26 protein-coding genes and 1 pseudogene are annotated in these 25,602 nt (G+C 34.6%); 6 read left to right on the plus strand and 21 right to left on the minus strand.

All coding sequences use genetic code 11. From position 1 onward, the window contains the following. Window positions 1–58: 58 nt before the first annotated feature. A complete protein-coding gene (gene mqo, locus H5J24_RS18680) occupies window positions 59–1,564 on the minus strand; it encodes a malate dehydrogenase (quinone) (protein WP_068939813.1) in 1,506 nt (501 codons plus the stop codon). 522 nt (window positions 1,565–2,086) lie between these two features. Between mqo and H5J24_RS18685 the strand changes: the two genes are divergently transcribed. Genes H5J24_RS18685 through H5J24_RS18695 form a run of 3 tightly spaced genes read left to right on the plus strand, consistent with a single transcriptional unit; the run spans window position 2,087 to window position 4,813 of the window. Further along, window positions 2,087–3,193, plus strand: coding sequence for a hypothetical protein (locus tag H5J24_RS18685; RefSeq protein WP_068939815.1), 1,107 nt, complete (start codon window positions 2,087–2,089; stop codon window positions 3,191–3,193). 10 nt (window positions 3,194–3,203) lie between these two features. Next, on the plus strand, window positions 3,204–4,025 hold the full coding sequence (locus tag H5J24_RS18690) for a hypothetical protein (protein ID WP_141395615.1): 822 nt from the start codon (window positions 3,204–3,206) through the stop codon (window positions 4,023–4,025). Window positions 4,026–4,036: 11 nt separating this feature from the next. Continuing rightward, window positions 4,037–4,813, plus strand: a complete 777-nt coding sequence (locus H5J24_RS18695) for a hypothetical protein (RefSeq protein ID WP_068939819.1) — start codon at window positions 4,037–4,039, stop codon at window positions 4,811–4,813. A gap of 78 nt (window positions 4,814–4,891) precedes the next feature. Here H5J24_RS18695 and H5J24_RS18700 read toward each other — a convergent pair whose 3' ends face one another. Beyond that, window positions 4,892–5,932 carry an NAD(P)H-dependent glycerol-3-phosphate dehydrogenase gene (locus H5J24_RS18700; RefSeq protein WP_066691828.1) on the minus strand — a complete coding sequence of 347 codons (1,041 nt, stop codon included), beginning with the start codon at window positions 5,930–5,932 and terminating at the stop codon, window positions 4,892–4,894. 225 nt (window positions 5,933–6,157) lie between these two features. On the opposite strand from H5J24_RS18700, the gene H5J24_RS18705 reads away from it, so the two are divergent. Further along, window positions 6,158–6,400: a hypothetical protein gene (locus H5J24_RS18705; protein ID WP_232815766.1), complete on the plus strand. Its 243-nt coding sequence runs from the start codon at window positions 6,158–6,160 to the stop codon at window positions 6,398–6,400. Further along, a complete protein-coding gene (locus H5J24_RS18710) occupies window positions 6,360–7,193 on the plus strand; it encodes a M23 family metallopeptidase (protein WP_429832706.1) in 834 nt (277 codons plus the stop codon). The genes H5J24_RS18705 and H5J24_RS18710 overlap by 41 nt, the downstream gene beginning before the upstream one ends. Before the next feature lie 205 nt (window positions 7,194–7,398). Here the strand turns inward: H5J24_RS18710 and H5J24_RS18715 are convergent, their stop codons facing one another. The 5 genes from H5J24_RS18715 to bamJ form a co-directional block, all read right to left on the minus strand. Continuing rightward, the gene (locus tag H5J24_RS18715; protein ID WP_068939820.1) at window positions 7,399–8,571 is read right to left on the minus strand and encodes an MBL fold metallo-hydrolase; all 1,173 of its coding nucleotides are present in this window, start codon (window positions 8,569–8,571) and stop codon (window positions 7,399–7,401) included. Between the two features lie 16 nt (window positions 8,572–8,587). Beyond that, window positions 8,588–9,241: an NAD(P)-dependent oxidoreductase gene (locus H5J24_RS18720; RefSeq protein WP_068939821.1), complete on the minus strand. Its 654-nt coding sequence runs from the start codon at window positions 9,239–9,241 to the stop codon at window positions 8,588–8,590. Between the two features lie 60 nt (window positions 9,242–9,301). Next, window positions 9,302–9,712: an Rrf2 family transcriptional regulator gene (locus tag H5J24_RS18725; protein ID WP_068939822.1), complete on the minus strand. Its 411-nt coding sequence runs from the start codon at window positions 9,710–9,712 to the stop codon at window positions 9,302–9,304. 65 nt (window positions 9,713–9,777) lie between these two features. Beyond that, complete coding sequence (locus tag H5J24_RS18730) at window positions 9,778–10,728, minus strand: hypothetical protein (RefSeq protein WP_068939824.1); 951 nt, start codon at window positions 10,726–10,728, stop codon at window positions 9,778–9,780. A gap of 140 nt (window positions 10,729–10,868) precedes the next feature. Continuing rightward, complete coding sequence (bamJ, locus tag H5J24_RS18735; protein ID WP_068939826.1) at window positions 10,869–11,303, minus strand: BamJ family beta-barrel-assembly machinery protein; 435 nt, start codon at window positions 11,301–11,303, stop codon at window positions 10,869–10,871. A gap of 293 nt (window positions 11,304–11,596) precedes the next feature. Here bamJ and H5J24_RS18740 point away from each other — a divergent pair, with 293 nt between their 5' ends. Next, complete coding sequence (locus tag H5J24_RS18740; protein WP_068939828.1) at window positions 11,597–12,610, plus strand: catalase family protein; 1,014 nt, start codon at window positions 11,597–11,599, stop codon at window positions 12,608–12,610. Window positions 12,611–12,787: 177 nt separating this feature from the next. Here the strand turns inward: H5J24_RS18740 and H5J24_RS18745 are convergent, their stop codons facing one another. From H5J24_RS18745 to H5J24_RS18810, 14 genes and pseudogenes are all read right to left on the minus strand, one after another. After that, window positions 12,788–13,792, minus strand: a complete 1,005-nt coding sequence (locus tag H5J24_RS18745) for a hypothetical protein (protein WP_141395616.1) — start codon at window positions 13,790–13,792, stop codon at window positions 12,788–12,790. Between the two features lie 73 nt (window positions 13,793–13,865). After that, the gene (locus tag H5J24_RS18750; protein ID WP_068939833.1) at window positions 13,866–14,489 is read right to left on the minus strand and encodes a hypothetical protein; all 624 of its coding nucleotides are present in this window, start codon (window positions 14,487–14,489) and stop codon (window positions 13,866–13,868) included. After that, the gene (locus tag H5J24_RS18755; protein WP_068939835.1) at window positions 14,486–15,988 is read right to left on the minus strand and encodes a zinc metalloprotease; all 1,503 of its coding nucleotides are present in this window, start codon (window positions 15,986–15,988) and stop codon (window positions 14,486–14,488) included. Before H5J24_RS18755 ends, H5J24_RS18750 begins: the two co-directional genes overlap by 4 nt. A 306-nt stretch (window positions 15,989–16,294) precedes the next feature. Beyond that, complete coding sequence (locus tag H5J24_RS18760; RefSeq protein WP_185124645.1) at window positions 16,295–16,708, minus strand: nuclear transport factor 2 family protein; 414 nt, start codon at window positions 16,706–16,708, stop codon at window positions 16,295–16,297. Window positions 16,709–16,711: 3 nt separating this feature from the next. Continuing rightward, a complete protein-coding gene (locus tag H5J24_RS18765) occupies window positions 16,712–17,239 on the minus strand; it encodes a TetR/AcrR family transcriptional regulator (protein WP_068939839.1) in 528 nt (175 codons plus the stop codon). 275 nt (window positions 17,240–17,514) lie between these two features. Then, window positions 17,515–18,559 (minus strand): annotated as a pseudogene (locus tag H5J24_RS18770) (TerC/Alx family metal homeostasis membrane protein). 86 nt (window positions 18,560–18,645) lie between these two features. Further along, entirely contained in the window at window positions 18,646–19,254 is a 609-nt protein-coding gene (locus tag H5J24_RS18775) for a TerD family protein (RefSeq protein WP_068939841.1), read from the minus strand. Window positions 19,255–19,320: 66 nt separating this feature from the next. Then, the gene (locus H5J24_RS18780) at window positions 19,321–20,244 is read right to left on the minus strand and encodes a hypothetical protein (RefSeq protein ID WP_232815768.1); all 924 of its coding nucleotides are present in this window, start codon (window positions 20,242–20,244) and stop codon (window positions 19,321–19,323) included. 40 nt (window positions 20,245–20,284) lie between these two features. Continuing rightward, window positions 20,285–21,454, minus strand: coding sequence for a toxic anion resistance protein (locus H5J24_RS18785; protein ID WP_185124646.1), 1,170 nt, complete (start codon window positions 21,452–21,454; stop codon window positions 20,285–20,287). A 2-nt stretch (window positions 21,455–21,456) separates the two neighbouring features. After that, a complete protein-coding gene (locus H5J24_RS18790) occupies window positions 21,457–22,014 on the minus strand; it encodes a TerD family protein (protein ID WP_068939844.1) in 558 nt (185 codons plus the stop codon). A 51-nt stretch (window positions 22,015–22,065) separates the two neighbouring features. Continuing rightward, window positions 22,066–22,827: a phosphoribosyltransferase family protein gene (locus tag H5J24_RS18795; protein ID WP_346729924.1), complete on the minus strand. Its 762-nt coding sequence runs from the start codon at window positions 22,825–22,827 to the stop codon at window positions 22,066–22,068. 8 nt (window positions 22,828–22,835) lie between these two features. Beyond that, window positions 22,836–23,270: an HAD family hydrolase gene (locus tag H5J24_RS18800; protein WP_232815769.1), complete on the minus strand. Its 435-nt coding sequence runs from the start codon at window positions 23,268–23,270 to the stop codon at window positions 22,836–22,838. 20 nt (window positions 23,271–23,290) lie between these two features. Then, complete coding sequence (locus tag H5J24_RS18805; RefSeq protein WP_232815770.1) at window positions 23,291–23,503, minus strand: hypothetical protein; 213 nt, start codon at window positions 23,501–23,503, stop codon at window positions 23,291–23,293. Window positions 23,504–23,842: 339 nt separating this feature from the next. Next, window positions 23,843–25,381: a SulP family inorganic anion transporter gene (locus H5J24_RS18810; protein ID WP_068939850.1), complete on the minus strand. Its 1,539-nt coding sequence runs from the start codon at window positions 25,379–25,381 to the stop codon at window positions 23,843–23,845. Window positions 25,382–25,602 lie beyond the last annotated feature (221 nt).

The raw sequence follows: 25,602 nt of genomic DNA on the forward strand, positions 1-25,602 counted from the left end.
AGTGATGAGCAATGAATAATATGTTGTATAGCTTATTATTCACTGCTCATTATTAATATTAGTATTCTAATTCTAGCTTTTCTTTGGTATATTCCCTTAACTTTTCAGTAAGTTCAGGATTCTCTGCCAATTTTTGTCCGTATGACGGAACCATTTCCAGCAATTTGTCTTTCCATTCTCCCTGAAGTTTCTCAGGGAAACATTTTTCAAGAACATTAAGCATTGCCTGTACTGCTGTGGATGCCCCCGGTGAAGCTCCCAATAAAGAAGCAATGGTACCGTTTTTATTAACAACCACCTCAGTTCCGAACTCCAGTTTACCTCCTAATTTATCATCTTTCTTAATGATCTGAACTCTTTGTCCGGCTACTTTCAACTCCCAGTCCTCTTCTTTAGCATCCTTGATGAATTCTCTTAAATGCTGCATTCTTTGAGACTTGGTCATCGCTACCTGCTGAATAAGATATTTAGTCAGCGGAAGGTTATGCCACCATGCGCCAAATAAAGATTTTAAATTCTTAGTGTTTACACTTTCCGGCAAATCAAGATAGCTTCCTTCTTTCAGGAATTTTGTTGAAAACCCTGCAAAAGGTCCGAAAAGAAGAGCCTTTTGTCCATCAATAATTCTAAGATCAAGGTGAGGTACAGACATTGGCGGAGCATCTACGGTTGCCTGTGTGTATACTTTAGCCTGATGCTTCTCTACCAATTCCTGGTTATGAGTTACCAGCCATTGTCCGGAAACCGGAAAACCTCCATATCCTTCACTTTCTTTAATATCTGAACTGTCCAATAACGGAAGAGCATATCCTCCAGCTCCTATAAATACAAAGTCTGCATTTACTTCCTGCTTGTGGCTATTGATTCTGTCTTTCACTTTCATTTCCCACTTTCCGTCCTCTTTAGGGCTGATGTCTTTCACTTCGTGATATAGGAATACTTCCACCTTTGAATCTTCCAAAAGGTGTCTTCCCATTTTTCTGGTCAAAGTTCCGAAGTTAACGTCTGTTCCCATATTCATTTTTGTGGCCGCCATTACTTCAGACTTATTTCTTTTGCTCATTACCAATGGAATCCACTCTCTCAACTTATCATGATCTGTAGAAAATTCCATTCCGGAGAAAAGAACTGATTCGGACATTTTCTCATGGCGTTTTTTAAGATATTCAGCATCTTTTTCTCCAAATACCAAGCTCATGTGCGGACAGGAATTGATGAAGTCCTTTGGATCCTGAATATATCCTTTCGCTAATAAGTAAGACCAGAACTGTTTTGAAACTTCAAACTGTTCTGCGATGCTTTCTGCTTTCTTGATATCAATACTCCCATCCGGGTTTTCCGGAGTATAATTTAGCTCACAAAATGCGGAGTGCCCTGTTCCGGCGTTGTTCCAAGCTGCTGTACTTTCCTTGGCAAATCTTCCTAGTCTTTCGAAGATGGCAATTTCAAGTTTTGGATCAAATTCATGAAGCAGCGTTGCTAAAGTGGCGCTCATGATTCCGCCCCCTATCAGTACAACGTCGTATTTAGGTTTCGGTGTTCTGCTTGTAAGCGATTGTGACATAATTTTAAATTTTAGTTCAAATTTCGGGAAAAGTTTTAAAAAGAGAAACGCGTTTAACGATTTTAACACGTTAATTTTTGAGTTAAAAACACTTCTTAATTATGCAACAATATATAATGGAAAGTATCAATAGAATAACATTGAAATGATTAATAATAGCAATAATAAATAGTCATTTTCCATCAAAAAAAAATAAATTTTAGTTCAATATAATTCACCAAAAGGTAAATAATTATCTTTTTTGCATTCTTCGTATATTTTATGTTAATTTAAGTTCATCCAAGTTCACTGTATGAATTACTTTAATCATAATGGTTTATAATCATATTTTTTTCAAAAATATGTGAATTTACATTAAAAATAAACAAATAAAAGTCACATTTAATTGATAAAACAATAATTTATTTGATCAAAAGTCATATTAAAAACACAATTTAATCATTTTTTATACGTATCTTTCAATTGATTTAATACCATATTCCATGTGTATTTAATTAAAATTATTTCGTAAACATATAAAAGATGAAAATTGTTAACTTCGTAAGTACATTTTTCGCTACATTGGCATTTGCCCAAAGCGGAAGTGTAGGAATCAACACGTCCAAACCGGACCCTAGTGCAATTCTGCATATCGAAAATTTCAATGGAGTTTCTGCGACAGCTACTGCAAGCGTATCAGGTGGCGTTGTAAACGGGATTACCATCACCAACGGCGGAAGTGGTTACATTATGGCACCTACTATTAATTTTTATGGCGGCGGTTCTGTTGTGAATGGCGGTACAAAAGCACGTGCTACGGCTAATATGACCAATGGAACTATAACCAGTATCACTATAAATAATGGAGGAAGCGGTTATACCAGTGCTCCCACAGTCGTTATTTCAGGAGGGAATAAAGGATTGCTATTTCCTAACCTGAATATCACAAATCTAAGCAGTACAACTTCTCCAGTTGCCTCTCCTGCAAATGCTCTTATTGGTTTTAATGGAGGTACTAATGCTAATAATAAGGCCTTACATGTTTTCAACGGGACTACTAAACAATGGCAAAGTACTATTGATGCCGAAAACACTCCTAAAGTTGCCTACCTTGATTTCACAGGAAATCTATCTGTATTGGATAATGCTGTTGCCGGAACTAATGCTCAATTATTAGTAAATCCTCCAGCTGTTTCCGGGGTATCTAACATTAATGGTTTCAAAGTTGTTCAAAATCCAAGTACAGGGGGATATTCTCTAGTTCTTCCTCAAGGAAACTATCTGGTAGAAGTAAATCTTAATTTAAATTCTCCTCAGGAAAACCCTTCCGGACAAGGAGGGACAGCACCTCTTTCAGGAAGCAGTTACTATCTGATGGGATATTTTATAGATTTTACCAACGATCTGTATAATAATACAAGTAATACGTTTGTATCAGGAGCAAATACAAGAAAGGAAGTCCCAATTGTTTCTAAAGTAGATACTAATCATTTAGCAACATGGTCTTATTATTACAGTGTTCCTTCTAATCCTAATGCCAATATCATCGGAGGTTTAAGATTACGATTGGGAAGAATGCAAAACAGTACGTTTTACGACCTTGTCAAGGTAATTCCCACTGGATCTTATATTAAAATATCACAACTTTAAAACAAAACACATGAAAAAAGGTTATATCGTCCTATTATTTGTAATAGTGCAAATAATACACGCACAAGTAGGAATTGGGAAATCTTCTATAAACAGCTCAGCAGTATTGGAAGTATCTGAATCTACTAATAAGGGAGTACTCCTTCCGACAGTTGATATTATAGATATATTAAACAATATTACCCCAGTTGCTAATCCCGCAGAAGGTTTGATAGTATACAATAAAGGAAACTCAATCAGTCCTGGTCTCTATATATGGAAAAATAACAGATGGACTCAAATGGCAGATTCCTACAACCTTGTAAGCTACATGATGCTTCAACGTACGACAGATTATAATGTATTAGGAAATTTTGCGAATGGTACTTTTAAAAACTTCACGGATGCTTCTCTTACTGTTCTCTCAAATGATATTGGGGCTTCTTATAATACAACATCAGGAGTTATTACCCTTCCTGGAAACAGTGGTTATCTGGTTAACATATGTCTTAATATAAGAACTGCATTGGAAAGCAGCACTGCGGGAATTGGAGGTACTCCTGTACATTTGCATCAATATCTTGTAAAGCTTGTTGACCCTGTTTCAGGAACTCAATATGGAAAAACAATAAGCATCAATGCCCAATCAATAGCATCAAATAAAACACATACCTTAAATATGAGTTTTTCTTTTGTTTCAACCTCAGCAACACCTATTACTTTAGTCCCTTCTATTGCCCATGATGCAGGAGGGACATATCAACAAGGAGCAGGAGGGACAACTCCCAATAACGGAGAGATTATCATTACCAACACCAAAGTTGATATTCAAAGATCAGCCCTTAACCAATAATTACTACTACAATGAAAAACTATATTTATTTTGCCTGCGCAGCACTAATACTTTTTAGTATAAGCATTAAAGCACAAGTTGGTATTAATACTAGCACCCCTAACGCAAGCAGTGTCCTGGATATTAACTCATCCGATAAAGGTGTACTTTTTCCTCAATATGATCTTACAGTACTCAATAGTACAACAACACCGATTGCTAATCCAGCAGATGGTCTGATGATTTATAACAAAGGAGGAGTCTCTACTTTTCCCAAAGGATATTATGTATGGATCAGAAACCAGTGGCAGCGTTCCATAATTGCAGGAACTGAACCTCAGTCTATGTCTTTAATTATCAATTCAGGTATTTTAGTTCCTACCGGAAGTACTAATAATACGCTTAGCAATTTCACTGTTGCCTCTAATAAAATTACTTCAGCCTCCTTAGGATCTGATACTTCTACTATTACTTTACCCGCCGGAACATATATCCTTCGATACTCTGTAGATTCCAGTAATGGAAATAACAACAACGGAACCACCAATACACAGTATCTTTCTCAAAACTTCACCTGTACACGATCTTATATGATCAATGCTGCAACAGGTACAAGCATTACGGAAATCAACAAAATGTGCCAGTTATCAAGCTCTTTTACCTTTTTTCAGGGAAGCTATTTTTTAACGTTAACCGCACCAACAACGATCCGTCAAAAATTTGAGTTTGATACAGGAAACGGTTTTACAGCCAGCAATCTGAATATCCGTTCGTCACTGGCTCTTGTAATTACTAAAATGAGTCAATAAAAAAGGCTTAAGTAATGATTTACTTGAGCCTTCAGTATAGGTATTAAAACAAGGTTCTATAATATGGAACCTTGTTTTTTAATTGAGCTTTGCAGTGAGTTTTTTAAACTGTTTTTCAGCATTTTTACCTTCATAAAGAATAGCATATACCGTATCAATAATCGGTAATTTCAGATTTTTCTGTTTTGAAGTCTTATAGATGGATTGAGCAGCATAATATCCTTCTGCAACCATATTCATTGACTGGATTGCTGATTTTACGGTATATCCTTTTCCAATAAGATTTCCAAGATTTCTGTTTCTTGAGAAAAGTGAATAAGCGGTTACCAGAAGGTCTCCCAGGTAGGCACTTTCATTTACATCTCTTGGTGCTTCATAGATGGCTTCCAGGAAAATCTCCATTTCACGGATCGCATTGGATACAAAAACGGCTGTAAAGTTATCTCCATAGCCTAGTCCACTTGCAATACCGGCCCCGATAGCAAAAATATTTTTAAGAATTGCACTGTATTCATTTCCTAAAATATCTTTACTGGTTTGCACCTTAATAAAATCTGAACTGAAAATTCCTTCCAGCTTTTCGGCCGTTTCATCTTCTACTGTTGCAATTGTAAGATATGAAAGTCTTTCCATTGCTACTTCTTCAGCGTGACAAGGTCCTGCAATAACTGCCTGATTTCTGAAACCGATTTTAAACTCATCACGAAGATAATGTGCCACCACATCATTCACCTTAGGAATAATCCCTTTAATTGCAGAAACAAAGATCTTATCTGAATAATCACAGGTCATCTTATCCAAGGTATCAGATAAATAAATGGAAGGTGTTGCCAACACAATAACATCGCAAGCTGAAACCAGTTCATTGATATCTGTGGTCAACTTTAAACTCTTCAGGTTAAAATGAGCTGCAGTAAGATAAGTAGGGTTATGCCCACGAAGCTCAATTGCTCCTTTTACAAACTCGCTTCTTACACACCAGTGTACTACTTTGCAATTTTCAACCAACATTTTTACGATAGCGGTTGCAAAACTTCCGCTTCCTACTACTCCTACAGAAACATCCTTTTTAGTCTTTTTTGGATTCGAAGATTCTGAAATAATTTTCTTTTTAGCCATAATTGGAATGTGAACTGCAAATATATTAAACAAAGATTTAACAAAATACTTTAAGGCATGATAAAAAAACACTTTCTGAAAAAAATAATGCTTCCACACAATTAAATATGCAATTCAACGTTAGATACAGAAAAAACTGAATTTTAATTAAGAATAATCTTCAAAACTTATTTTTAATTAAATTTGCAGCTGAAAAACCGTTTTAATTATTCTAAGAAAGGAAATATGAAAAAATTTCTAAACAGCAAGAAGAACGTAAACATTCTCCTGGGAGGACTTTTACTAGTAGTTTTTGCACAAGGGATCTTCATTGCCAAATTATTCTCCGAGAAGGATGATAAAAATTATGAAGTTAATCTTGTAAAAATAAACACTGAAAAAGACAGTGTAGATTATCTGAAAATGAAAACTGATCTTACCCTTGTAGATCAGACAGTTTCCCCAACTGAATTCTTTCCTGAAGTCTAAAGACATTTCTAATGAAAAGCTCATGATGCTTGATCAGGACAGCATCGCCAATTCTATCTATCTTTCCAAACAAGCCAACCGATACAGCCAATATCTGATGGACCTACAGAAAAAGCTGATGCAGGTTCCATTAGGAATGCCTACAGATGGATATATTTCATCTAATTTCGGGATCAGAAAAAATCCTATTCCATTCAAAACTGTTTTTGCTTCGGTAAAATCAAGCTCGGCTACAGAAGCCAAACCTGTTGCAGCAGCAGCTCCGAAACCTGAAGTGAAGGCTGAGCCTGTTGAAAAAATCGTCGAATTAACAGACAGCTATGGAAATAAAAGAGAAGTTAAAGTAATGGTAACTCCAAAAGCGGCCCCAGCAGCATCTACATCGGCGGCTTCCGCTCCTGCTGTAAAAGCTGTTGCCGGAACAACTGTTTCTAAAGTTGCTCCTTTGGAAAAAAATAATCCTCCTGCTGAAGCGGATCAAATGCAATTCCATAAAGGACTGGATATTGCCGTTGCGTTTGGTTCTGATGTAAGGGCTGCTGCTGCCGGAACTGTTATTTTTTCCGGACAAAAAGGTGGGTATGGAAATTGTGTCATTGTTTCTCACGGAAACGGGCTGGCTACCCTTTACGGACATTTATCACAGCTTGTTTCCAAAGTAAATGATAAAGTAAAAGTAGGCCAGGTTATTGCCAAATCCGGAAATTCCGGGCGTTCTACCGGACCTCATCTTCATTATGAAGTACACAAAAACAATACTCCGGTAAACCCGAGGTTGTTTATGAATCTATAAAAGAAGGCTGTCTCCAATGAGGCAGCTTTTTTTAATTCTAAAAGATAGATATAAACAGATTTTATACTCTCGCTGATCAAGCAGATAGCGCAGATTTTTTAACGTTAACCTCTGCAAGATCTGCGGAATCTGCGAGATGTTATTTTAGTATAAGGGTTTTACAATTACAATATAAACAAAAACAGCTGCCGATGGCAGCTGCTTTTTATTTTAAAATCTTAAGAGTTCCTGTAGGATGGGTAAATGTCCCGTCTGGTCCTGCAATATTAGAATACACAATATTTTTATTATAATCCTGAATATGAGTCACATTGAATCCCAGATGAGGCTCATGCCAGTACACCATAAAAATATTCTTTGCTACTTCTACTGCTGTATATTCTACAGTATCTGTACTGCCTTTTGAACTTCCTGCTGTTCCGGTAAACGTCATTGTTTTGTTATCCTTAAAATCCAACAGGAATTTTACAGCTCCAAAATCAACTTCTACTTTCTTGCCAATGGCCGGATATGGTGATTTTAAATCCCACTCCATTTCACCCAGAAAAACCTTTACTCCCATTTCCAATTCATCTTTTCCGGGAAGATTTGGATATTTCTTGACCATAAAATCTACAATAGCAGATGTAGTTTTATTTTCAGTAACTGCTTTCTTGTAATTTTCAAGATAACCTCTTACAAAGTCAAGTGATACCGTAGACAAAGACTGTTTTGCAAAATGCGATGCAACCACCTGTTCAGGTTTCAAAGATTTCATAACATCAATCTGCCCGATCCATTGGTCAATAGCTTTTACATTCTGAGTGTCTGCCATCCAAAGATGTGAATCCACAGAAACTGATATTCCTCCTGCAATTGTTTTGATAGATGGAATCCAAAGAAAGCTGTGCGCCGGATCCTCAGGGTTTTGTTTAATTTCAATCTTATTTCCCTCCAGATCAGGAATTGAATCCACAGCTTCCGGAACGATGATTTCTGAAGGAGCATCAGCTTTTAATTGCGGTTTCCAAACTGCCAGTTTATCATCTTTAGAAGCAGAAATAAGATAAGCAGTCTGGGCTGTAGAAATAATTCTTACGTTGGGAAAAGCTTTCTTAATCACATCTAATCCAAAATAGAAATCCGGATCGCTGTGAGAAATAAAGACGGTTCTAAGATTTTTTCCGGTTGCTTTTATTTCTTTTACCAATTGCTCAGCATATTGCTTTTGAAACTGTGCATCAATAAGCATCGCATCTTTATCTCCATAAATAATGGTAGAGGTAATTGGAAAAATAGCCTTGGTTCCGGGATTATAGACTTTCACCTTCAGGTTTCCTGCAAATATGCTGATGAAACCAAGAATAGTCATTAATGATAATAATTTTCTTTTTAACATTTCTGTTCTTTTTTAATTAATAAGCTGCTGTGAAACGTTCACGGATGTGGTTATTCTGTTCCAGTTCATCAACCAAAGCTACAGCTACATCTTCTACTGACAATTGGCTTCTTCCATTTTCATCAAATACTGGAGTTTCCAGAGATGTTCTGTACTTTCCTGTTCTTGTTCCTACGTTAGCCTGATTCATTTCAATAGCAGGGCTGAAGAAAGTCCAATCTAAAGTATTGTTCCCTTTGATTTTATTCAGATAATCTCTTGCTGCAGTTGCTCCTGGTTTATAAGCATCCGGGAAATCCGGCGTGTCTACAATCTGAATGTTATCTGGTGTGTAAAGGCTTCCTGCCCCGCCTACAACGATCAATCTTTTTACTCCTGACTCTTCTACTGCTTTTTCAATATTTTCAGATCCATTCAAAAAGTCATTGTAAAGATTTGGATTTGTCCATCCTGCATTAAATGCACTGATTACCGCATCATTTCCTTTCAAAGCCTCTGCTAATTCTGCTACATTGTTTACATCAACGCTTTTTGCTGTTACATTTTCCTGCGTTTTTACCTTCGACGCGTCTCTTACTAATGCTTCCACTGCATACCCTCTGTCTGCCAATTCTGTTACGATGTGTGCACCTACAAAACCGGTCGCACCGATTACTGCTACTTTTTTCATAATGTTCTATTTTTTTATTTAAATTGTAATAATTTTTGTTACATTTAAAGGTAAAAAATTTTATTCGAATTGATCTGCGAATTCTTTCAAAGATTTATCTCCTAAAAATTGACTTACCAACTGATCTGTTTCTTCAAACAGTGTATTTAAATGATTGTTAATTTCCTTTCCGACACTACAGGCGGGGTTAGGGTTCTGATTTTTCTTTCCTAATACTTCAGTATTTTTTACTGATCTGTAAATCTCAGAAATTGTAATATTTTCAGCATTTTTTGCCAACTGGCTTCCACCTTCTTTTCCTTGTCTGCTTACAATTAAACCTGCTTCTCTCAAAACACTGATCTCTTTACGTACAATGACAGGATTTACATTGATACTACCCGCGATCCAATCAGAAGTGAGCCACTCCTGAGGACTTTTCGCCAATAAGGTCATTATATGTATTGCCGTAGCAAATCTTGTATTGTTCATTGTAATTACTCTGCAAAGATAGACAAATTTTAATTGTAACAAAATTTATTACAGTTAAATTTTTCTTAAAGGATTAATTTATCCAGATCCAACAGTAAATAATTAATATTTTGATTAATCGTTCTGGTTGCTGATTGCATCTGATTAAGCATCGCAGCCCGATTATGAAGATCATCTGCCCGATAGAATCCACCATCACTGAAAATAACGGATTGATCTGCCGCTGTTTTATCATCATCAAATTGATAATGCAGCCATCTTTCTTTCATATTTCCGATAATGGAACGTTCTTCCCTATTAGAAAATTTCTTTTCGGTATACATATACCAGATAAAAGGCGGAAAGTTTGGAGATTCTAATTTGCCTTTCCAGATATCTCTCAAAAGGTTTCTTTGATGAATAAATTCTACCTTTTTTCCTTTTGGATTAAGCGTGGCTAAACCAAAACCGGCTCCCAAAACCCCTCCTCCGATATCAATAGCATTACTCCAGCCCTGGTCTCCGACAATTCCCCCGGCAATTGAGGCTGCAGCACCTGTAATGATAGAATATAGAATCAGTTTATTATTTCTTGAAGAATTGAGATTATCCACATAATTTCCAATCTGAGCCACTCTTTCGCCTTCGCAATCGAACTCTGCCGCAACGGCATCAAGCTCAGTAAGGGCAATGGTAATTTTACTATTGATCTTTGTCTTTAATTGTAGAACCTTAATCTGTGAAGCTAATGATGAATCTTTTTTAAGGTCCATGATCTGATGAACCTCATCCAAATTATCCAAAGCATTTAAAATTAAAATACTCTGGTCAGAAAACATTTCTTTCAACTCTTTATTGGCTTCTAAAATAGAATCTGAGTTGTAAGAAGGAACTTTATTACTATAATTGTATTTAAAGGGAGCTTTACAATAACTATCCTTCAAGGTAAGTATATTCTGTTGAATAACCTGATTCTTCTTGGAAACACAAGAAGTCAACAGCCCTAAAACGATTAACAGGTAAAAAATCTTTTTCATTCAAACCAATTTTTGTGCAATAGCTGAATCATTGTCAGAAATCATCAATCAGTTTCAATATAATTCATCTATACGAATATAGTACAAATAAAAAAATTTACCTGAAATCAGGTAAATTTTTAATTTATTTTTAAGCCGGATTATTTAATACCCAGTAATTCTACTTCAAAAACAAGAGTACTATTTGGTCCGATTTCTTTGCTGATCTCCTGATCTCCATATGCTAAATGCGGTGGGATAATCAGTCTCCACTTGCTTCCAACAGGCATTAGCTGAAGTGCTTCCGTCCATCCTGAAATTACTCTATTCAAAGGGAAAGATGCCGGAGTTCCTCTTTTTACGGAGCTATCGAAAACTTTACCGGAAATAGTAGTTCCGTGATAGTGGCATTTTACGGTAGACTTTGGTCCTGGTTTTGCGCCATCTCCTTCAGTGATGATTTCATATTGTAAGCCGCTTGGTAATTGAACAACAGTTTCTCTCTTACCATACTCTTCCATATATTCTTTACCGTCCTTAAGGTTCTTTTCGGCTAATTCTTTTTTACGTTTAAATAACAAATCTGCTACTCCCATATTATAATTTTTTACAAAGATAAAGTTTTTTTAGGCTTGGAAGATGGAAGCTCGAGGATGGAAGTTTAAAAATTGAGTGCTTCAATATCAAATATTGCTATTCTATTCACTCTTACTTAAAATAATTAAATACTAATAATCAACAACTTGAATACAAAATTTATTAAAACAATATACTCAAGAACTTCATGCTTCCAACTTCCTGCTTCTAGCTTACTCAAAATTCAAATAATTGTAATAATTCCTTAACACAGATTTCGAAACTTGGCGTTATAATTGGATTTAAAAACTAAATGCCAAATCCGATATTATATAACAAGAAGTTTGATGAGCTTAATGAAGAGGAAAAAGAACTTCTGGAAATCAATAAAAAATCGATTGCTGATTTTGTTGAGCAATCCTCTTCTATAAGTGACGTCAATTATGCTACCAGAAACGCCCATGCGAAAACATATGCTGTTGCCAAGGGAGTTTTTTGGGTGGATCCTAATATTCCTGAATTCCTCAAACCGTTTTTTGATAGGGAGAAATTTGATCTGTTGATAAGGCTTTCCAATGCTCAATTCAAAATTACCAATTCAAAGAGGGATATTCCTGCCTATGGTTTTGCGGTACAAATCAGGGATGAAAACAATAATCTGCTTTCCAATTATCCCTTAGTGAATTTTCCGTTGTTCCCGGTTAATTCTGTTTCTACTTTTTTAAAACTGTTTACCGCTATTAATCAATCTTATAATAATAAATGGAGCAGCTTGTTTTCTTTGATAGCACAAATACTGAAAGTCATCCCATCTATTCTCACAGCTTCATTTATCAAAAATGCTTTAAAATTATTCAGCAAGAGAAATGATTTCATTCTCTCTTTTGACTATCATTCTGTAGGTGCTTACCGTCTGGGAGATTATATGATGAAAATAAAAATAAGTCCCAGGTCCGTAAATAAAAATATGGATAAGAAGCAGAATGTTAAAAAAGCTTTAAGGAATTATCTTCAGAAGAATGATTTTACAGCAGATGTTTTAATTCAGCTTTGTTATGATTTGAAAGACCAACCTATCAACCGCCTGAATGTGGAATGGAAAAACTCTCCTTATATTAAAATCGGAGAAGTGAAAATAAATCAAGACGCTCTGTTGGATCCCCGTGATTGTAGTAATGAACTGCTTTCGTTTAATCCGTTTGAAAGTAAAATGATTTTTCAACCTGTCGGAAAGATCCAGAAATTACGCGATGGTGCTTATAAAGTATCTGTTCAGACCAGAAGAAAGATCAATACCCTTTTGCATGGGAAGAAAAGTGAATTGTAATTATTCAGAAAGGATATCAATACTTTTATCATATTACTATTTAAACTGACAATTTTTTCATTAATAAAAAAGACTATTATACATTTTTATCATGTAGGATATACCTGAAATTAAGATGCTTTCTTTTGTTTTAGACTTAGAATCTTCCAACTGTTTTTTGATATCCTCAGAAAAACATCAATAAATATGTTGTCTATAGTAATGATAATAATTTGCAATTGAATTAAAAACCACCACTGAGTTTCCATTGACTCCAAAAGTTCCATCATCATTTATATAATCAAAGCTTGATGGTAATATTTCACCATTAATTTTTAAAAGATTATACTTGTTATTTTTTTTAAATACTCCAATAATATTATTTTGATAAGCAGAACTTATACATTCTATCTTTGTTGAAATGGCTAAATGTAATTCATTATTTTTATAAGTGTAATAATTCCAAATATTGTTTTCATATACCATAATATATTCACCTAAAAATTTGGCCTTTTTATATTTTAGTTTAAGCAGTTCATTTCCATTTGAAAGGAATAAACCATAATTATTTTTTTTCTGAACAAGTATTAGGTTTATGTCATCATTTTCTTTGTATATCAATCTATTTTTTGAAATTATAGAATCCATATCAGTTTTAAAAACTGATTCATTAGTTTCGGCTTTAATTAAACGATATTTGTTAGAATCTGTTTTTTTAATAAAATAATCTGGAATAACAGGTTCTGCACATGTAGTATATCCTTGTTGTAAAAAGCCATTTTCTAAATTATAAATTGCTTTTTCTGAATCATTATTAGAAAATATTCCGTATTTCTCATAAGAAGATAATCGAATGGTATTGGGATTGTTAGGAAAATAAATAAATTTTCCTGCTCTATCAATGAGCCCCCAACGATTATTATATTTTACAATGGCTGTTTTTCCTATAAAAGGATAAGCCACTTCATATCCCTCAGGAATTATCTTAGTTTTGGTTTTGCTATTATAAAAATAATCATTATTGCCTTTATTTTTAAGACTACTTACAAAGATTGTATCATTAGTTGACATTTTAATGACTTCACTTAGTAGATCAAAATCTATTTTATCTTTAAACTTATCAAGAATATTTTGTGAATAACAAAATTCATGAAGGAATAATAAAATAACAAATGAATAGATTGTGCGTTTTTGTAATCCCATATTATTTTTTAATTTGGAAATTTAGTGAAACTGACTTTGTGTGAGCTTATTCATTATTAAAAAAAAATAATGCTTAATTGTTGATATATTTATAAGTGCTTGTTCCTATAATCTTTCCGGTAATCCCATCTAATTTGATGATTTCAACCAAATCTGATTTCTTTAAATGCTCAATTTCCCATACTGGATCTCCATTTTCTAGATCTCTAAAAATTTTATTATGCCATCCCGTACTCTGCAAAATAGGACCTTTGTCTATTTTTATTCCTTTATTTTTACAAAAATTTAAAATATCCTCAAAAGTAAATTTGAATGGTATATCATAATCTGTTTCCTTGATAAGATTTCCCTTTTCATCAAATTCGTACCAGATACCTTTTTTAAATGCATCTCCATTGAATCCAATACCTTTTCTTTTTATATTTCCGTTGGAGTAAAAAGATTTTGAAATCATATAATAAGAGTCTTTAAAAGTCTCTAAATAATATTTTCCTGAATTTGAAACTGTCATTTCAATATAATTTCCATTAGATAAAAATTCTCTTAATATATCAGAACTTTCTTTTATAGAACTATTAAATTTTATTGAGTCAAATTTTTCAAAGTTATTATCTACTTCTGGTATCATAACAGGTTTTTTTTGAGCATTACAAGAAATATTAGCTAATAATATCAATAAAAAAAGATATTTAATCATAGATTCGTTATTTTAGAGTTTGTTTTTTGCCATTGCCATTTCCAGAGACTATACCGAAGTTTTTCATTAATATGAGAATAATCCATAATATTTTCTGTCATTCCATAAATGTAGGTATATTCTGCATTAGAATCTGCAGCATTATTGGTAAAACTATGAGGTATTCCTTTGGTATGCAAGAATTCATGTGCTGCGGTTTCATTGCTCTTTCCAGGAAATAGGATTACAAAATCATTGAGGGCATAGCCATTCAAACCTTTATACGCATTTGATTTGTCCATACAGCCTCCATTTTCTCCCAGATAAAAGGCGACAAAATATTTACTGTATTTGTATTCATTCTCTTTTTTATTCTTCAGGTCTTCTTTTAGTTTTCCGTTAAGGTAAAAAGCAAGATTCATATATCCTTTTACATGAGCCGAAGGAATATGCTTTTCATTGTCATAATATGCCAATATATTTCTACCTTCCACATATTTTCCGCCTGATTGTAAATTAGAATCAGAAGATAAATCCAGAGAATAGGTTTCTACCTCTATTTCAATCAATGCGTGCCGAAGATATTTTTCAAATAACTCTTTTTGCCCAGAAGCCATTCCTTTTCTTTCTCCTTTTGTGAGTATAATTTCAGGTGTTTTAATTTCTACTAATAGCGCCTTAGCCTTCTTCCTTTTCGAAGCATCATTCGCCCAGACCTTCAGTTTTCCAGCCAGCTGTTCTAATTCTTTTCCTTCTTCATTTTTAGAAACAGCATATACTTCTATATCCTGATCCACAAAAAATTCTTCCAAGCATTCTATTGTAACATAATCTTTAAGATCATGTTTACCCTTGCTTTTGGTAGTGATTTCCATCGGGTCTATCTTAAAATGGGGATTCTCTTTAAATATTAAAATCTGTGGTTCTTCGTCCACTTCCACAATAAGGCTTAACAACGCTTTGGTATTGCTAAAACCAGAAGCTGTAAGATTTCCGGATTCATCTTTTATCTGGGAAGGATACAAAGAAAGCCAGGAACAGAAATAATCTTCTGCACTGCCATCTGCTTTTTTCTTCCAGGGAATACTATATACTCCATATTCATTCCTTAGCCTGGCAAATAGAGAGGACGAGGTTTTAAAATCTCCTTCATATTCATTAGGATCGGTTTCCAGCGTGGTAAAAGCTTTATCTTTTTTATCTTTACTTTTCTTATACTGTTCAGCGACTACCTCTTTATAATTTTTATCTCCAAAATTGGAAGTCTCCCCCAACCGCATCCAATCGAAGCCATAATCTTCTCCTTTCCAATGATCTTTTGCCCTGAACTGCACCAGACATTTCGCGGGTAACTCTATTCCCGGTGCATATTTGGGAATTCCATAACTAACCCCATCTTTTACACCTGTTTCTGTAATTGAATTCCCTGCAGTAGTGATAATATTTTCATTGGAATACATGCTATGCCCTTCCTGGGAAATCTTGGTATAGGTCCCCTTTACAATTCTCGTTCTGCTCATGGTATAGAAATTAAGTGTTATGATTTCTTTCTATAGTACCATAAGTAATGAGCTGCTTGAACAGCTTTGAATTTAAGATGCTTTTTTTCATAAGTGTGTTTTTAATTAATAACTCTCTAAATTTAGAAATATTATTTCACTCAGAAAATATTTTTTTTCCATAAACATCTGAAAGTGTTTCAGTTCTATAACTATTTATTTTTAGTTGTATCACGCTTATTAAATAAAAAAAGCCGCGAATACACTTATAATTTGTGCATTAGCGGCAAGGAAAATCTTTGAATCTTTACTCTTGGTTGTATTCTTTTATCTCAATTTACGTTCCTCTTCTTTTATAGCAAGGTCATTAATACTAGCATATCTTTTAGCCATTAATCCGTTCTCATCAAATTCCCAATTTTCATTTCCATAGGCTCTGAACCAGTTTCCTTCTTTGGTCTGGTATTCATATTCGAAACGAACGGCAATACGGTTGTCTGTGTGTGCCCAGTATTCTTTCTTAAGTTTATAATTGAGTTCTTTTTCCCATTTCTTCTGAAGAAATACAACAATTTCTTCTCTTCCGTTCACAAAAGTATCTCTGTTTCTCCATTCACTGTCTAAGGTATATGCTTTGGATACTTTTTCAGGATCCTTACTGTTCCAGGCATCTTCTGCCATCTGAATTTTTTGATTTGCCGTTTCAAGAGTGAAAGGCGGTAGCGGATGTTTCTGTTCCATTATTTAAAAAATTAAATGGTTAACTATTTTTTTTGATTTCAATATCAGTTCATTCGATTTAAAAAGCTGGCTTTCTATAATGCTGCTTTCAAAAAGCATATAAATATGGTCGGAAAGAGCATCATCTTTGAGTAATTCCAGGAAATAATTTCTAAGATCTGCTTTGTGAGCCTGAATTACATTCAGAATTTTAACATTATCCATCGGGATTTCTGATAAAATATTCAGGAAACTGCAACCTCTGAAATTTTCTTTCTCATTCATATAGATCAGGAAATCAAAAGCGTTGATGATTTTCGAATTCACATTTTCTGATTGGGCAGAAAAAACATGAAGCTCATTAAACCAATATTCATGTCTTACCTTAAGAAACTCTACACACAAGTCTTCTTTGGATTTAAAGTGAAGATAAAAGCTTGCTTTGGCTACTCCTGCATCAGAAATAATCTGGTTGATTCCCGTAGAATTATAGCCCTGCCTTGCAAACAGATCAAACGTTGTTTCTATAATTCTTTCTCTTGGGGATTTCATATTGCTTTCTTTTATAGAACAAATGTATGAAAAAAACAACATACAGACAAGTCTGTCTATTTTATTTGAATATAAATTCCTATATAAGAGTTGGAAAACGCAAAGGCGCAAATTTTTATAATGTAGAATATTATATTAAGATGCAAGGATTTTATCTACGATAAAATTTAATACCGTAAAAAATACCTCATTAAATCTTGTATCTTATATTTTCTCAACAAAAGAGCCCTCCAGAATTAAATTCCGGAGGGCTCTTTTTTTGTATTGTTTATATCTTATTTTTCTTCTAATTCTTCTTTCTTCTCTTCTTCTTTATCAGGGAAGATAACGGATAAAAGAACTGAAATAACCAATACTCCACCTACAATCCCTAATGAAATTGGAGAAGGAATATGAATCCATGGTGCAATAAGCATTTTAACTCCGATGAACGACAGGATAATCGCCAATCCATAAGGAAGTTTGCTGAACATGTGGATAAAGTTGGCTAATAGGAAATATAATGATCTAAGACCTAAAATTGCAAAGATATTCGATGTATACAGGATAAACGGATCATTTGAAATCGCAAAGATCGCCGGAATGGAATCTACTGCAAAAAGAACGTCCGTAAACTCAATAACTCCTACTACGACTAATAGTGGTGTTGCCATTTTGATCCCATTCTGAATGGTGAAGAACTTATCACCATCATAATTATCAGAAACTTTCCAGAAGCTCTTAATTAATCTTGCACCTGCAGTATTGCTGTAGTCTTCATCTTCATCATCTCCACCGTCGCCCCATGATTTGATCCCGGCATACACCAAGAATAAACCGAACAAGGTCATTACCACATTAATTTTCACAGGTGTTCCAAAAATATCCATTTCAGGAAGATAGGTAAGGTTAATCAACCCTACTCCTGCAAAGATAAATATCGCTCTGAAGATTAGTGCTCCAATAATACCCCAGAAAAGAACTTTATGGTGAAGGAATTTCGGAACTTTAAAGAATCCGAAAACCAGGATAAATACGAATAAGTTATCTACAGAAAGGGCTTTCTCAATCCAGTAAGCTGCCTGGTACTGTGTAAATTTCTCTACCGCCAGTGCATGACTCTCAGGGGTTCCGTCTGTATTGAAGACCCAATACACGACTCCTGAAAAGATCATAGACAGCGAGATCCATACGATAGACCAGATGGTAGCTTCCTTGGGAGGAAACTTCGTGGCTTTTTTTGTTGAAAACTCCTAAATCCAGGAGTAACATGATAACGACTGTTACCGCAAATCCCCACACCAAGCCAGGGTGCAGATCTAAAATACTTTGATGTTCCACTTGAGTTATGTTATTATATGATAAAAGCAATAGATGTAACAAAGTACAAATATTGCTATTTTATTTACATTTTGATGTATAAACGATTATAAATAATTCATCTGTACAGTTTGGATCGTCTGCTCCAGCTTTCTGTCAGCTGTAGGATCTCCAATCGCATTGAATTTCCATTCACCGTTTCTTCTGTAGAATACGCCCAATACCATAGCAACATGTCCTCTGAAAGAAGCATCGTTAGCTACATCATATTTAGCAAAAACCTCTTTTACATTGGTTGGAGTTCCCTCATAAATACGGATAGACGCAAAAGGAATAGTTCCAAAGTCCTGACCTTTGTAGCTGTTCAATACCATTGCCACGTGATCCACGTTAGGCTCAAGGTTACTGAAATCTACAGTGATCACTTCGTTATCTAATCCATCATCCCCGTTGATATCACCTGTAAGATCATCTCCACTGTGTCTTACAGAACCGTTTCTTGATTTCAGATTTCCGAAATACACTACTTCAGTAACATTTTTGTTTGAATCATATAAAATACAGCTTCCGTCTAAGTCTACTGCTTCTTTTTTAGTTCCGAAAAGTCCTTTTTTTTCAATTGCTCCCCAGTTGATTCCTACACAAGCTTGGGAAAGTTCAGCTCCGTTTTCTTTTTTAAGGTTGATTCTCTGACCTTTTTGTAAGTTGATCGCCATCTTTTTATGTTTAGTTGTTATTTACATTTTTTGCGAAAATATAATTCGCTTGTTTCAAATTTCGTTTTATTGATTATTCAGATTCAAATTAAGCATTGCCCGTAGAATATTTGTTTCTTCATCAAAAGCAAATATTTTGCTCATAATATCTATATTCTCGAGGTTTCTGATATAATCCTTCAAGACCGCTTCTACCTCTGGTGGTAAGTTGCGTTTTCTTTCATTCATTGTATTTTCCAGCTCTTCATTTTTATTCTTAAGCTGGTCAATAATGGTACTCTGATTGGATTGATTTTCAGAAATATCAAGCTTATCCAGTTCCTTATCGAAAAGATAAAGCTTTTTATCATCTACACTGAAAATAAAATAATCATCAGTCTGAAAGATTTTGAAAAGCTCATATTCATGAGTCCCGATAGCATAGCCACAGACAAAACGGACTTTAAACCCCTGTATATTCAACCTTCCTAAGAGCTTTCTTTCAATAGAATAATCTTTGTATTGATAGGCAGGAAAAGATTCCGCCTTCAGTAGAGATTCATCTGCTTCCAGCCTATAAAATTCCTTCGCATATTTTTTATGAAAATACAGTACATTATCCCAATTGGCTGTGAAAACATCTTCTGTAAGGTCTTTGTACAAAGCTTTCAGATGCTGAGAAAATATACCGCTGTACATTTTCCTGTCGGTCTGAAAACTGTCTACCTGTCTTTCTTCAAAACCTGAAATATATTTTTTATTGATGTCAATTTCATTAAGCACCGCCAGCATATCATTTTCCTTCTGCCTTTTGATCTTAGTCAAAAGTTCTATGAGGCTGTCGGTATACTGCAGGTGGAAAAGTTCCAGTTTATTGTAATCCAGGGCCGTATTTTCCTGGAACAGATTGTGGATAATATCGGTTTTGATGTAAATGGATATTATGTCAATATGTTCAAAAAAATTAGCCAGAAGTTTAAGCCTTGTTAACCTTCTTTTGCTCTGTGACAATATGGTTGCTGCATCTTCCCCCACCGTAGTACCCTATAAATTAACCTCTGACATTTGCTTTCAGTTCGTGCTCTAATGTCTGAAGATCCTGATCCAGTTTTCTTCTGTTATCAGCTCCTTGTTTCTGAATCTGTTTCACTTCATTTAATGTATTGATCAACATTGAAGTTGTTTCTCTCAACGTTTCTACAGAAACAATAGTCTGTTCGTTAGCTCTCGCTACATTAATGGAGTTCTGACCTAGACGCTCAGCATTCTTTCTTAAGATTTCTTCAGTAGTAGAAGATACTTTCTGCTGGATTTCAATATTCTGCTGTTGTCTGTACATAGCAACGGCAAGTGAAAGTTGGTTTTTCCATACAGGAAGTGTCGTGGTAAGAATAGTCTGTGCTTTTTCTGCAATAGAAACGTTGTTATTCTGAACCAATCTGATCTGAGGAAGCGATTGCATCATAATTACACGCACCACTTTAAGATCAGCCATTCTTCTGTCTAATCTTGCAATAAAATCTCTTTTGTCTGCAATCTGATAATCCTGAAAGCTAGCAGGGTTGGCTTCCATTTGAGCCAATTCTACAGCAGCTCTTTCCATTCTTATATTTCCTGCAATTACAAGATCTTCAATCTGCTTAATAGAGTTCACATTGCTTTCAAAAATAGTCTGAAGAACTGCATTATCTTTGGTGGAAGTAATGATTCCTGCATTTACTTTATAAGAGATCTGTTCAATATTGTTGATGATCTTGTCATACTTTGTAAATAAATTTTCTACCTGAGTGATTACCTTCTTCATGAATGGCAATTTGCTCAGGAAGCTTTTTACTTTATTTCCGTTTAGCTCTTCTACGTCTACATAGTTCAGCTCTACCAAAAGATCATTGATAAGCCCCCCTACTTCTCCAGAGTTTGATCTCCTTACGTTTCCTAAGAAACTGTCACTCTGATTAGTTAACGTTTTCTGAAGCTCAGCTCCAAAATTCACAATGGATCCCGGATTAGCTTCATCAATAGAGTTTGCTAAAACTTCATATTTCTGACGTTCTTCTGACTGCAGCTGAGTCAGATTTACATTTCCCTCTCTATCCACAAGAACCGCTGGTGCTGCATTCTCAACAGGCTGTGCCGGTGGAACCATTGGAGCCGGTTCAAATGTTCTAAGAGGTTCAATTGATCCAAGTGGATCTATCGGTTGATTTTCTTGATTGTCCATAATTACTTCTGATAAATTGATACAAATTTCTCAAGGCCGTCTCTCTGTCCTGCTCCTACTGCCTCAAATTTCCATTCTCCGTTTCTGTTGTAGATTCTTCCGAATTCTACTGCAGTTTCAATTGAGAAATCTTCATCCAATTCGTATTTTAAGATTTCTTCATTCGTATCTGTATTGAAAATTCTGATGAAAGAATTTCTAACCTGTCCAAAGTTCTGTCTTCTTGCGTCTGCATCGTGAATAGTTACGACTACTGTAATTTCCTTTACCGCATCATCAATCTTTGTAAGATCAATTTTGATCTGCTCATCATCACCAGATCCTTCTCCCGTAAGGTTATCTCCTGTGTGGATTACAGATTTATCCGGAGATTCAGTATTGTTATAAAAAATAAAGTGATTATCTGAAACTAACTTCTTGTCGTCTCCTAGTAAAAATAAAGAAGCGTCAAGGTCAAATCCTGTTCCTGTAGAAGTATTATTCACATCCCATCCTAAACCTACAGTGAATTTAGGTGCGTTGATATTTTCTCTTTGTCCTTTTTGTAAGTTAATAGCCATAATATAATTCCGTTTGTGTTAAAGTATTGATGTTATTTTTATATTCTTTTATTAAATGATAGTTGTTACTGATGGCAAGCTCCACCAGGAGATCCATCTGCTCCTTTTTACATTAGACGTAAGATAGTCAAAATTACTTGAATCCAGGCCTAAAATATATTTTACAATCCTTGTATTAAACTGAAAACTTGGTTTGTTCATTACTTCAGCAATATGTTTTACATTTTTCACTGCATAATAATTGAAGAAGTTCTCAATTTTAGGATCCAGATCAAAATTCATCAGTTCAGCGTAATACAGAAACATAAAGTCTGCTTCTACGTCATATTCATCCAGAATTTTGTTCACCGTAAACTCATGACTTCCTGTAATTTTTATATCGTCTATAAAAATACAAAGTTTTCCTCTTAAAAAGTCTTTATCAATATAATAAGTATCATTGGCAATCAGATTTTTACGATCTTCAAAGTTAAGATTCCCATAATCTGTGATATACGTATGATTTCTATTGATTTTAGATAAGATGCTTGATTTTTTTCCTTTTTGAAACAGATAAAAATCCAAATGCTTTTTAAAATAAAAACATAAGAAATTGGAAGCCGTAGGAATGGCCATATAAGGGCTTGGAAGTACTACAATTTCTTTATCTGTATTAAAAAGTTCCTCATTTTCGGAAATAAATCCTTCGAATAATTCTTTTGCAAATTTTTCAGCATACGACTTATCGCCATACTTGAAATAGCTGTATTCTGCCGGTGAGAAAGTGAACTCATCCGCTGAATGAATGTGGTGTAAGCTGTACCTTTTGTTCATGTTTATGGTTAGTGTTTAAGTAAATGTGCGCTGAACCCGAAGTCTGTAGCACCTTTATAATCAGCCACAGGATTATCACCAATATGTAAAATCTGGTGCAACGGAAGATCCTGATTTTTAAGATTATTCTTCACTTCCTGAAAAATAAGCGGGTTCGGTTTTGAACAGTTGATTTCATCAGAATAAATATGAAAATCAATATACTGATCCAAATTTTCATGAATCAGAAACTTTCTCATTGTTTTTCCTTTGATAAATCCTGTATTACTCAGAATATTGATGGTTTTTCCCTGATTTTTAATTTCATCAAAAAAATCATGAATATTTTCAAAAATAACAACAGGTTTATATTCTAAAAACAACTCTTCACTTTTCTCATAAAACTCATTAAACTTTTCTTTGTTTAAAAGCTTTATATCTACATTCAATGCGCCCAGAATCATCAGATAAATCTCAAAAGTATCTATATTCCCCCTGTAACCTCGTTAATGGTATTGCAAAGATCATCGTAATATTTTACAGTTCTTGCAACCACTTCTATTGGTGCATCCACATTAAAAAACGAGGAGAACAGCCCAACTCTTTTTGCTTTAAATTCAGGATGAGATTTGATTAAGGTGAGCCACAAGTCAAAGGAGAAATGACAGTGGTTATGAATGTCGATATCTGTTTTCAATATGTTTTAAGTTAAAAGTTTTATTTAGCTTCTTGAAAAAGATTTAAAATTTATTAATCATCAAAAAGTGTTTAATTCTCTATTCTTCCCAAAGATAAAATTTTTATCATAAACGTATTACCTTCTATCTCTGTTTTAAGATATTTTATGATTTAGAGGAATAAATAGTAATAAATAAAGACTGTAAGGTTTTCTTCTTACAGTCCTTGTTTGGTTATGGGAATTTAATTGTTTTATGTTGGGAATAATGAATGGGAATTTGCTTCGCTTGTCAATCTTGACAGGATTTCAAAAATTCACAATTCACTTGCAAAGCAAAATTCACTATTGACTTTCCTATTATTTTTCCGGCATCACCTTATAGGTAGGATCTTCCTGAATATTCACTTCTACTACAGCTTCAGCATTTTTCAGCATTTTTCGGCAGTCTTCACTAAGGTGGCGAAGAAATAATGTCTTTCCTTGTTGTTTATATCGTTTTGATAGTTTATCTACAGCATCAATCGCGCTCATATCTACAATACGGCTTTCTTTAAAGTCTACTACCACTTCATCAGGATCGTTCATCGGATCAAATTTATCTGCAAAAGCTGTTGCTGAACCGAAAAACAAAGGGCCATATATTTCATAATGTTTAACCCCGTTTTCATCAGTATGCTTTTTCGCACGGATTCTTTTGGCATTGTCCCAGGCAAAAACCAGGGCAGAAATAATCACTCCTACCAAAACTGCTAATGCAAGGTTATGAAGCACCACAGTAATTAAAGCAACCGTAACTCCTACAAATATATCGGACTTCGGCATTTTATTTACAATTCTGATAGAAACCCACTGAAAGGTACTGATAGCCACCATCATCATAACGCCTACCAAAGCTGCCATCGGAATTTTCTCAATGACAGGGGCCCCAAACAGGATAATCAATAAAATCATAATGGAAGCAATAATTCCTGATAATCGGGCTCTGGATCCTGCATTAAGATTCACCAAGGTCTGGGCAACCATTGCACAGCCCCCCATTCCACCAAAAAATCCATTAGTAATATTAGCTATTCCCTGTGCTACTGATTCTTTGTTGGCATTTCCTTTGGAATTGGTAATTTCATCCACCATCGATAAAGTAAGTAAAGACTCGATAAGACCTACTCCAGCCATAATCAATGCATAAGGAAAAATAATTTGCAGCGTTTCCATGGAAAACGGAATTTGGGGAATATGAAAGCTGGGAAGGTTTCCACTGATATGAGCAATATCTGCTACTGTTTTCGTTTGAATATTGAATCCCAATACTACAGCAAACACCACAATAATGGCAACCAATGATGCAGGAACAGCTTTCGTAAGTTTTGGAAAAAAGTAAACAACTGCAATGGTAAGCGCTGTTAATCCACCCATAATGTAAAGTGGTATTCCCTGAAGCCAGCTTACGGCTCCGTTCACATCTGTAATTTTAAACTGTTCAATCTGAGCCATGAAAATGATAACCGCCAACCCATTAAGAAATCCATACATAACCGGTTGTGGAATAAGTCTGACAAATTTCCCAAGTTTAAAAATCCCAACAAGCATTTGAAGAATTCCCGCTAAAGCAACTGTCGCAAAAAGATATTCTACACCATGAGATTTTATCAATGCAATCAGCACCACAATGGTAGCTCCGGCTCCTCCTGAAACCATTCCCGGACGGCCGCCTAAAACGGCTGTTACCAATCCCATCATGCAGGCTGCATATAACCCTGTAAGTGGAGAAAGCCCTGCCAGAATGGCAAATGAAAGCGATTCAGGAATCATGGTCATGGCCACGGTAAAGCCTGCCAGCAATTCATTTTTGTAATTTATTTTTTTCGAAAAATCGAATAAGCTGATGGTATTTTTCATTGAACTGCAAAGGTATATACTTGATGAGTGGTATACAATTTTTCTTATCAACTTTTATGAAATACAATTATTCTCAATTTATTTCACACATCTGTTCACATAATATGTTAATTTTAATTAAAATCTGCCCATAAAGAAACTTTTTTAGATTTCCATCCATCTTTACTTCTAATTTTTGTTTAAATTTGAAAGCAATTAAGCAGATTATTGGGTACTAAACA

Origin of the sequence: Chryseobacterium capnotolerans (assembly GCF_021278965.1) — a bacterium.
GTDB classification, from domain to species: domain Bacteria; phylum Bacteroidota; class Bacteroidia; order Flavobacteriales; family Weeksellaceae; genus Chryseobacterium; species Chryseobacterium capnotolerans.

What these genes read in the sequence shown, in the direction of transcription:
- mqo (WP_068939813.1), bottom strand. Translation starts at nt 1,564, where the DNA reads ATGTCACAATCGCTTACAAGCAGAACACCGAAACCTAAATACGACGTT.
- H5J24_RS18685 (WP_068939815.1), top strand. Translation starts at nt 2,087, where the DNA reads ATGAAAATTGTTAACTTCGTAAGTACATTTTTCGCTACATTGGCATTT.
- H5J24_RS18690 (WP_141395615.1), top strand. Translation starts at nt 3,204, where the DNA reads ATGAAAAAAGGTTATATCGTCCTATTATTTGTAATAGTGCAAATAATA.
- H5J24_RS18695 (WP_068939819.1), top strand. Translation starts at nt 4,037, where the DNA reads ATGAAAAACTATATTTATTTTGCCTGCGCAGCACTAATACTTTTTAGT.
- H5J24_RS18700 (WP_066691828.1), bottom strand. Translation starts at nt 5,932, where the DNA reads ATGGCTAAAAAGAAAATTATTTCAGAATCTTCGAATCCAAAAAAGACT.
- H5J24_RS18705 (WP_232815766.1), top strand. Translation starts at nt 6,158, where the DNA reads ATGAAAAAATTTCTAAACAGCAAGAAGAACGTAAACATTCTCCTGGGA.
- H5J24_RS18715 (WP_068939820.1), bottom strand. Translation starts at nt 8,571, where the DNA reads ATGTTAAAAAGAAAATTATTATCATTAATGACTATTCTTGGTTTCATC.
- H5J24_RS18720 (WP_068939821.1), bottom strand. Translation starts at nt 9,241, where the DNA reads ATGAAAAAAGTAGCAGTAATCGGTGCGACCGGTTTTGTAGGTGCACAC.
- H5J24_RS18725 (WP_068939822.1), bottom strand. Translation starts at nt 9,712, where the DNA reads ATGAACAATACAAGATTTGCTACGGCAATACATATAATGACCTTATTG.
- H5J24_RS18730 (WP_068939824.1), bottom strand. Translation starts at nt 10,728, where the DNA reads ATGAAAAAGATTTTTTACCTGTTAATCGTTTTAGGGCTGTTGACTTCT.
- bamJ (WP_068939826.1), bottom strand. Translation starts at nt 11,303, where the DNA reads ATGGGAGTAGCAGATTTGTTATTTAAACGTAAAAAAGAATTAGCCGAA.
- H5J24_RS18740 (WP_068939828.1), top strand. Translation starts at nt 11,597, where the DNA reads ATGCCAAATCCGATATTATATAACAAGAAGTTTGATGAGCTTAATGAA.
- H5J24_RS18745 (WP_141395616.1), bottom strand. Translation starts at nt 13,792, where the DNA reads ATGGGATTACAAAAACGCACAATCTATTCATTTGTTATTTTATTATTC.
- H5J24_RS18750 (WP_068939833.1), bottom strand. Translation starts at nt 14,489, where the DNA reads ATGATTAAATATCTTTTTTTATTGATATTATTAGCTAATATTTCTTGT.
- H5J24_RS18755 (WP_068939835.1), bottom strand. Translation starts at nt 15,988, where the DNA reads ATGAGCAGAACGAGAATTGTAAAGGGGACCTATACCAAGATTTCCCAG.
- H5J24_RS18760 (WP_185124645.1), bottom strand. Translation starts at nt 16,708, where the DNA reads ATGGAACAGAAACATCCGCTACCGCCTTTCACTCTTGAAACGGCAAAT.
- H5J24_RS18765 (WP_068939839.1), bottom strand. Translation starts at nt 17,239, where the DNA reads ATGAAATCCCCAAGAGAAAGAATTATAGAAACAACGTTTGATCTGTTT.
- H5J24_RS18775 (WP_068939841.1), bottom strand. Translation starts at nt 19,254, where the DNA reads ATGGCGATCAACTTACAAAAAGGTCAGAGAATCAACCTTAAAAAAGAA.
- H5J24_RS18785 (WP_185124646.1), bottom strand. Translation starts at nt 21,454, where the DNA reads ATGGACAATCAAGAAAATCAACCGATAGATCCACTTGGATCAATTGAA.
- H5J24_RS18790 (WP_068939844.1), bottom strand. Translation starts at nt 22,014, where the DNA reads ATGGCTATTAACTTACAAAAAGGACAAAGAGAAAATATCAACGCACCT.
- H5J24_RS18795 (WP_346729924.1), bottom strand. Translation starts at nt 22,827, where the DNA reads ATGAACAAAAGGTACAGCTTACACCACATTCATTCAGCGGATGAGTTC.
- H5J24_RS18800 (WP_232815769.1), bottom strand. Translation starts at nt 23,270, where the DNA reads ATGATTCTGGGCGCATTGAATGTAGATATAAAGCTTTTAAACAAAGAA.
- H5J24_RS18810 (WP_068939850.1), bottom strand. Translation starts at nt 25,381, where the DNA reads ATGAAAAATACCATCAGCTTATTCGATTTTTCGAAAAAAATAAATTAC.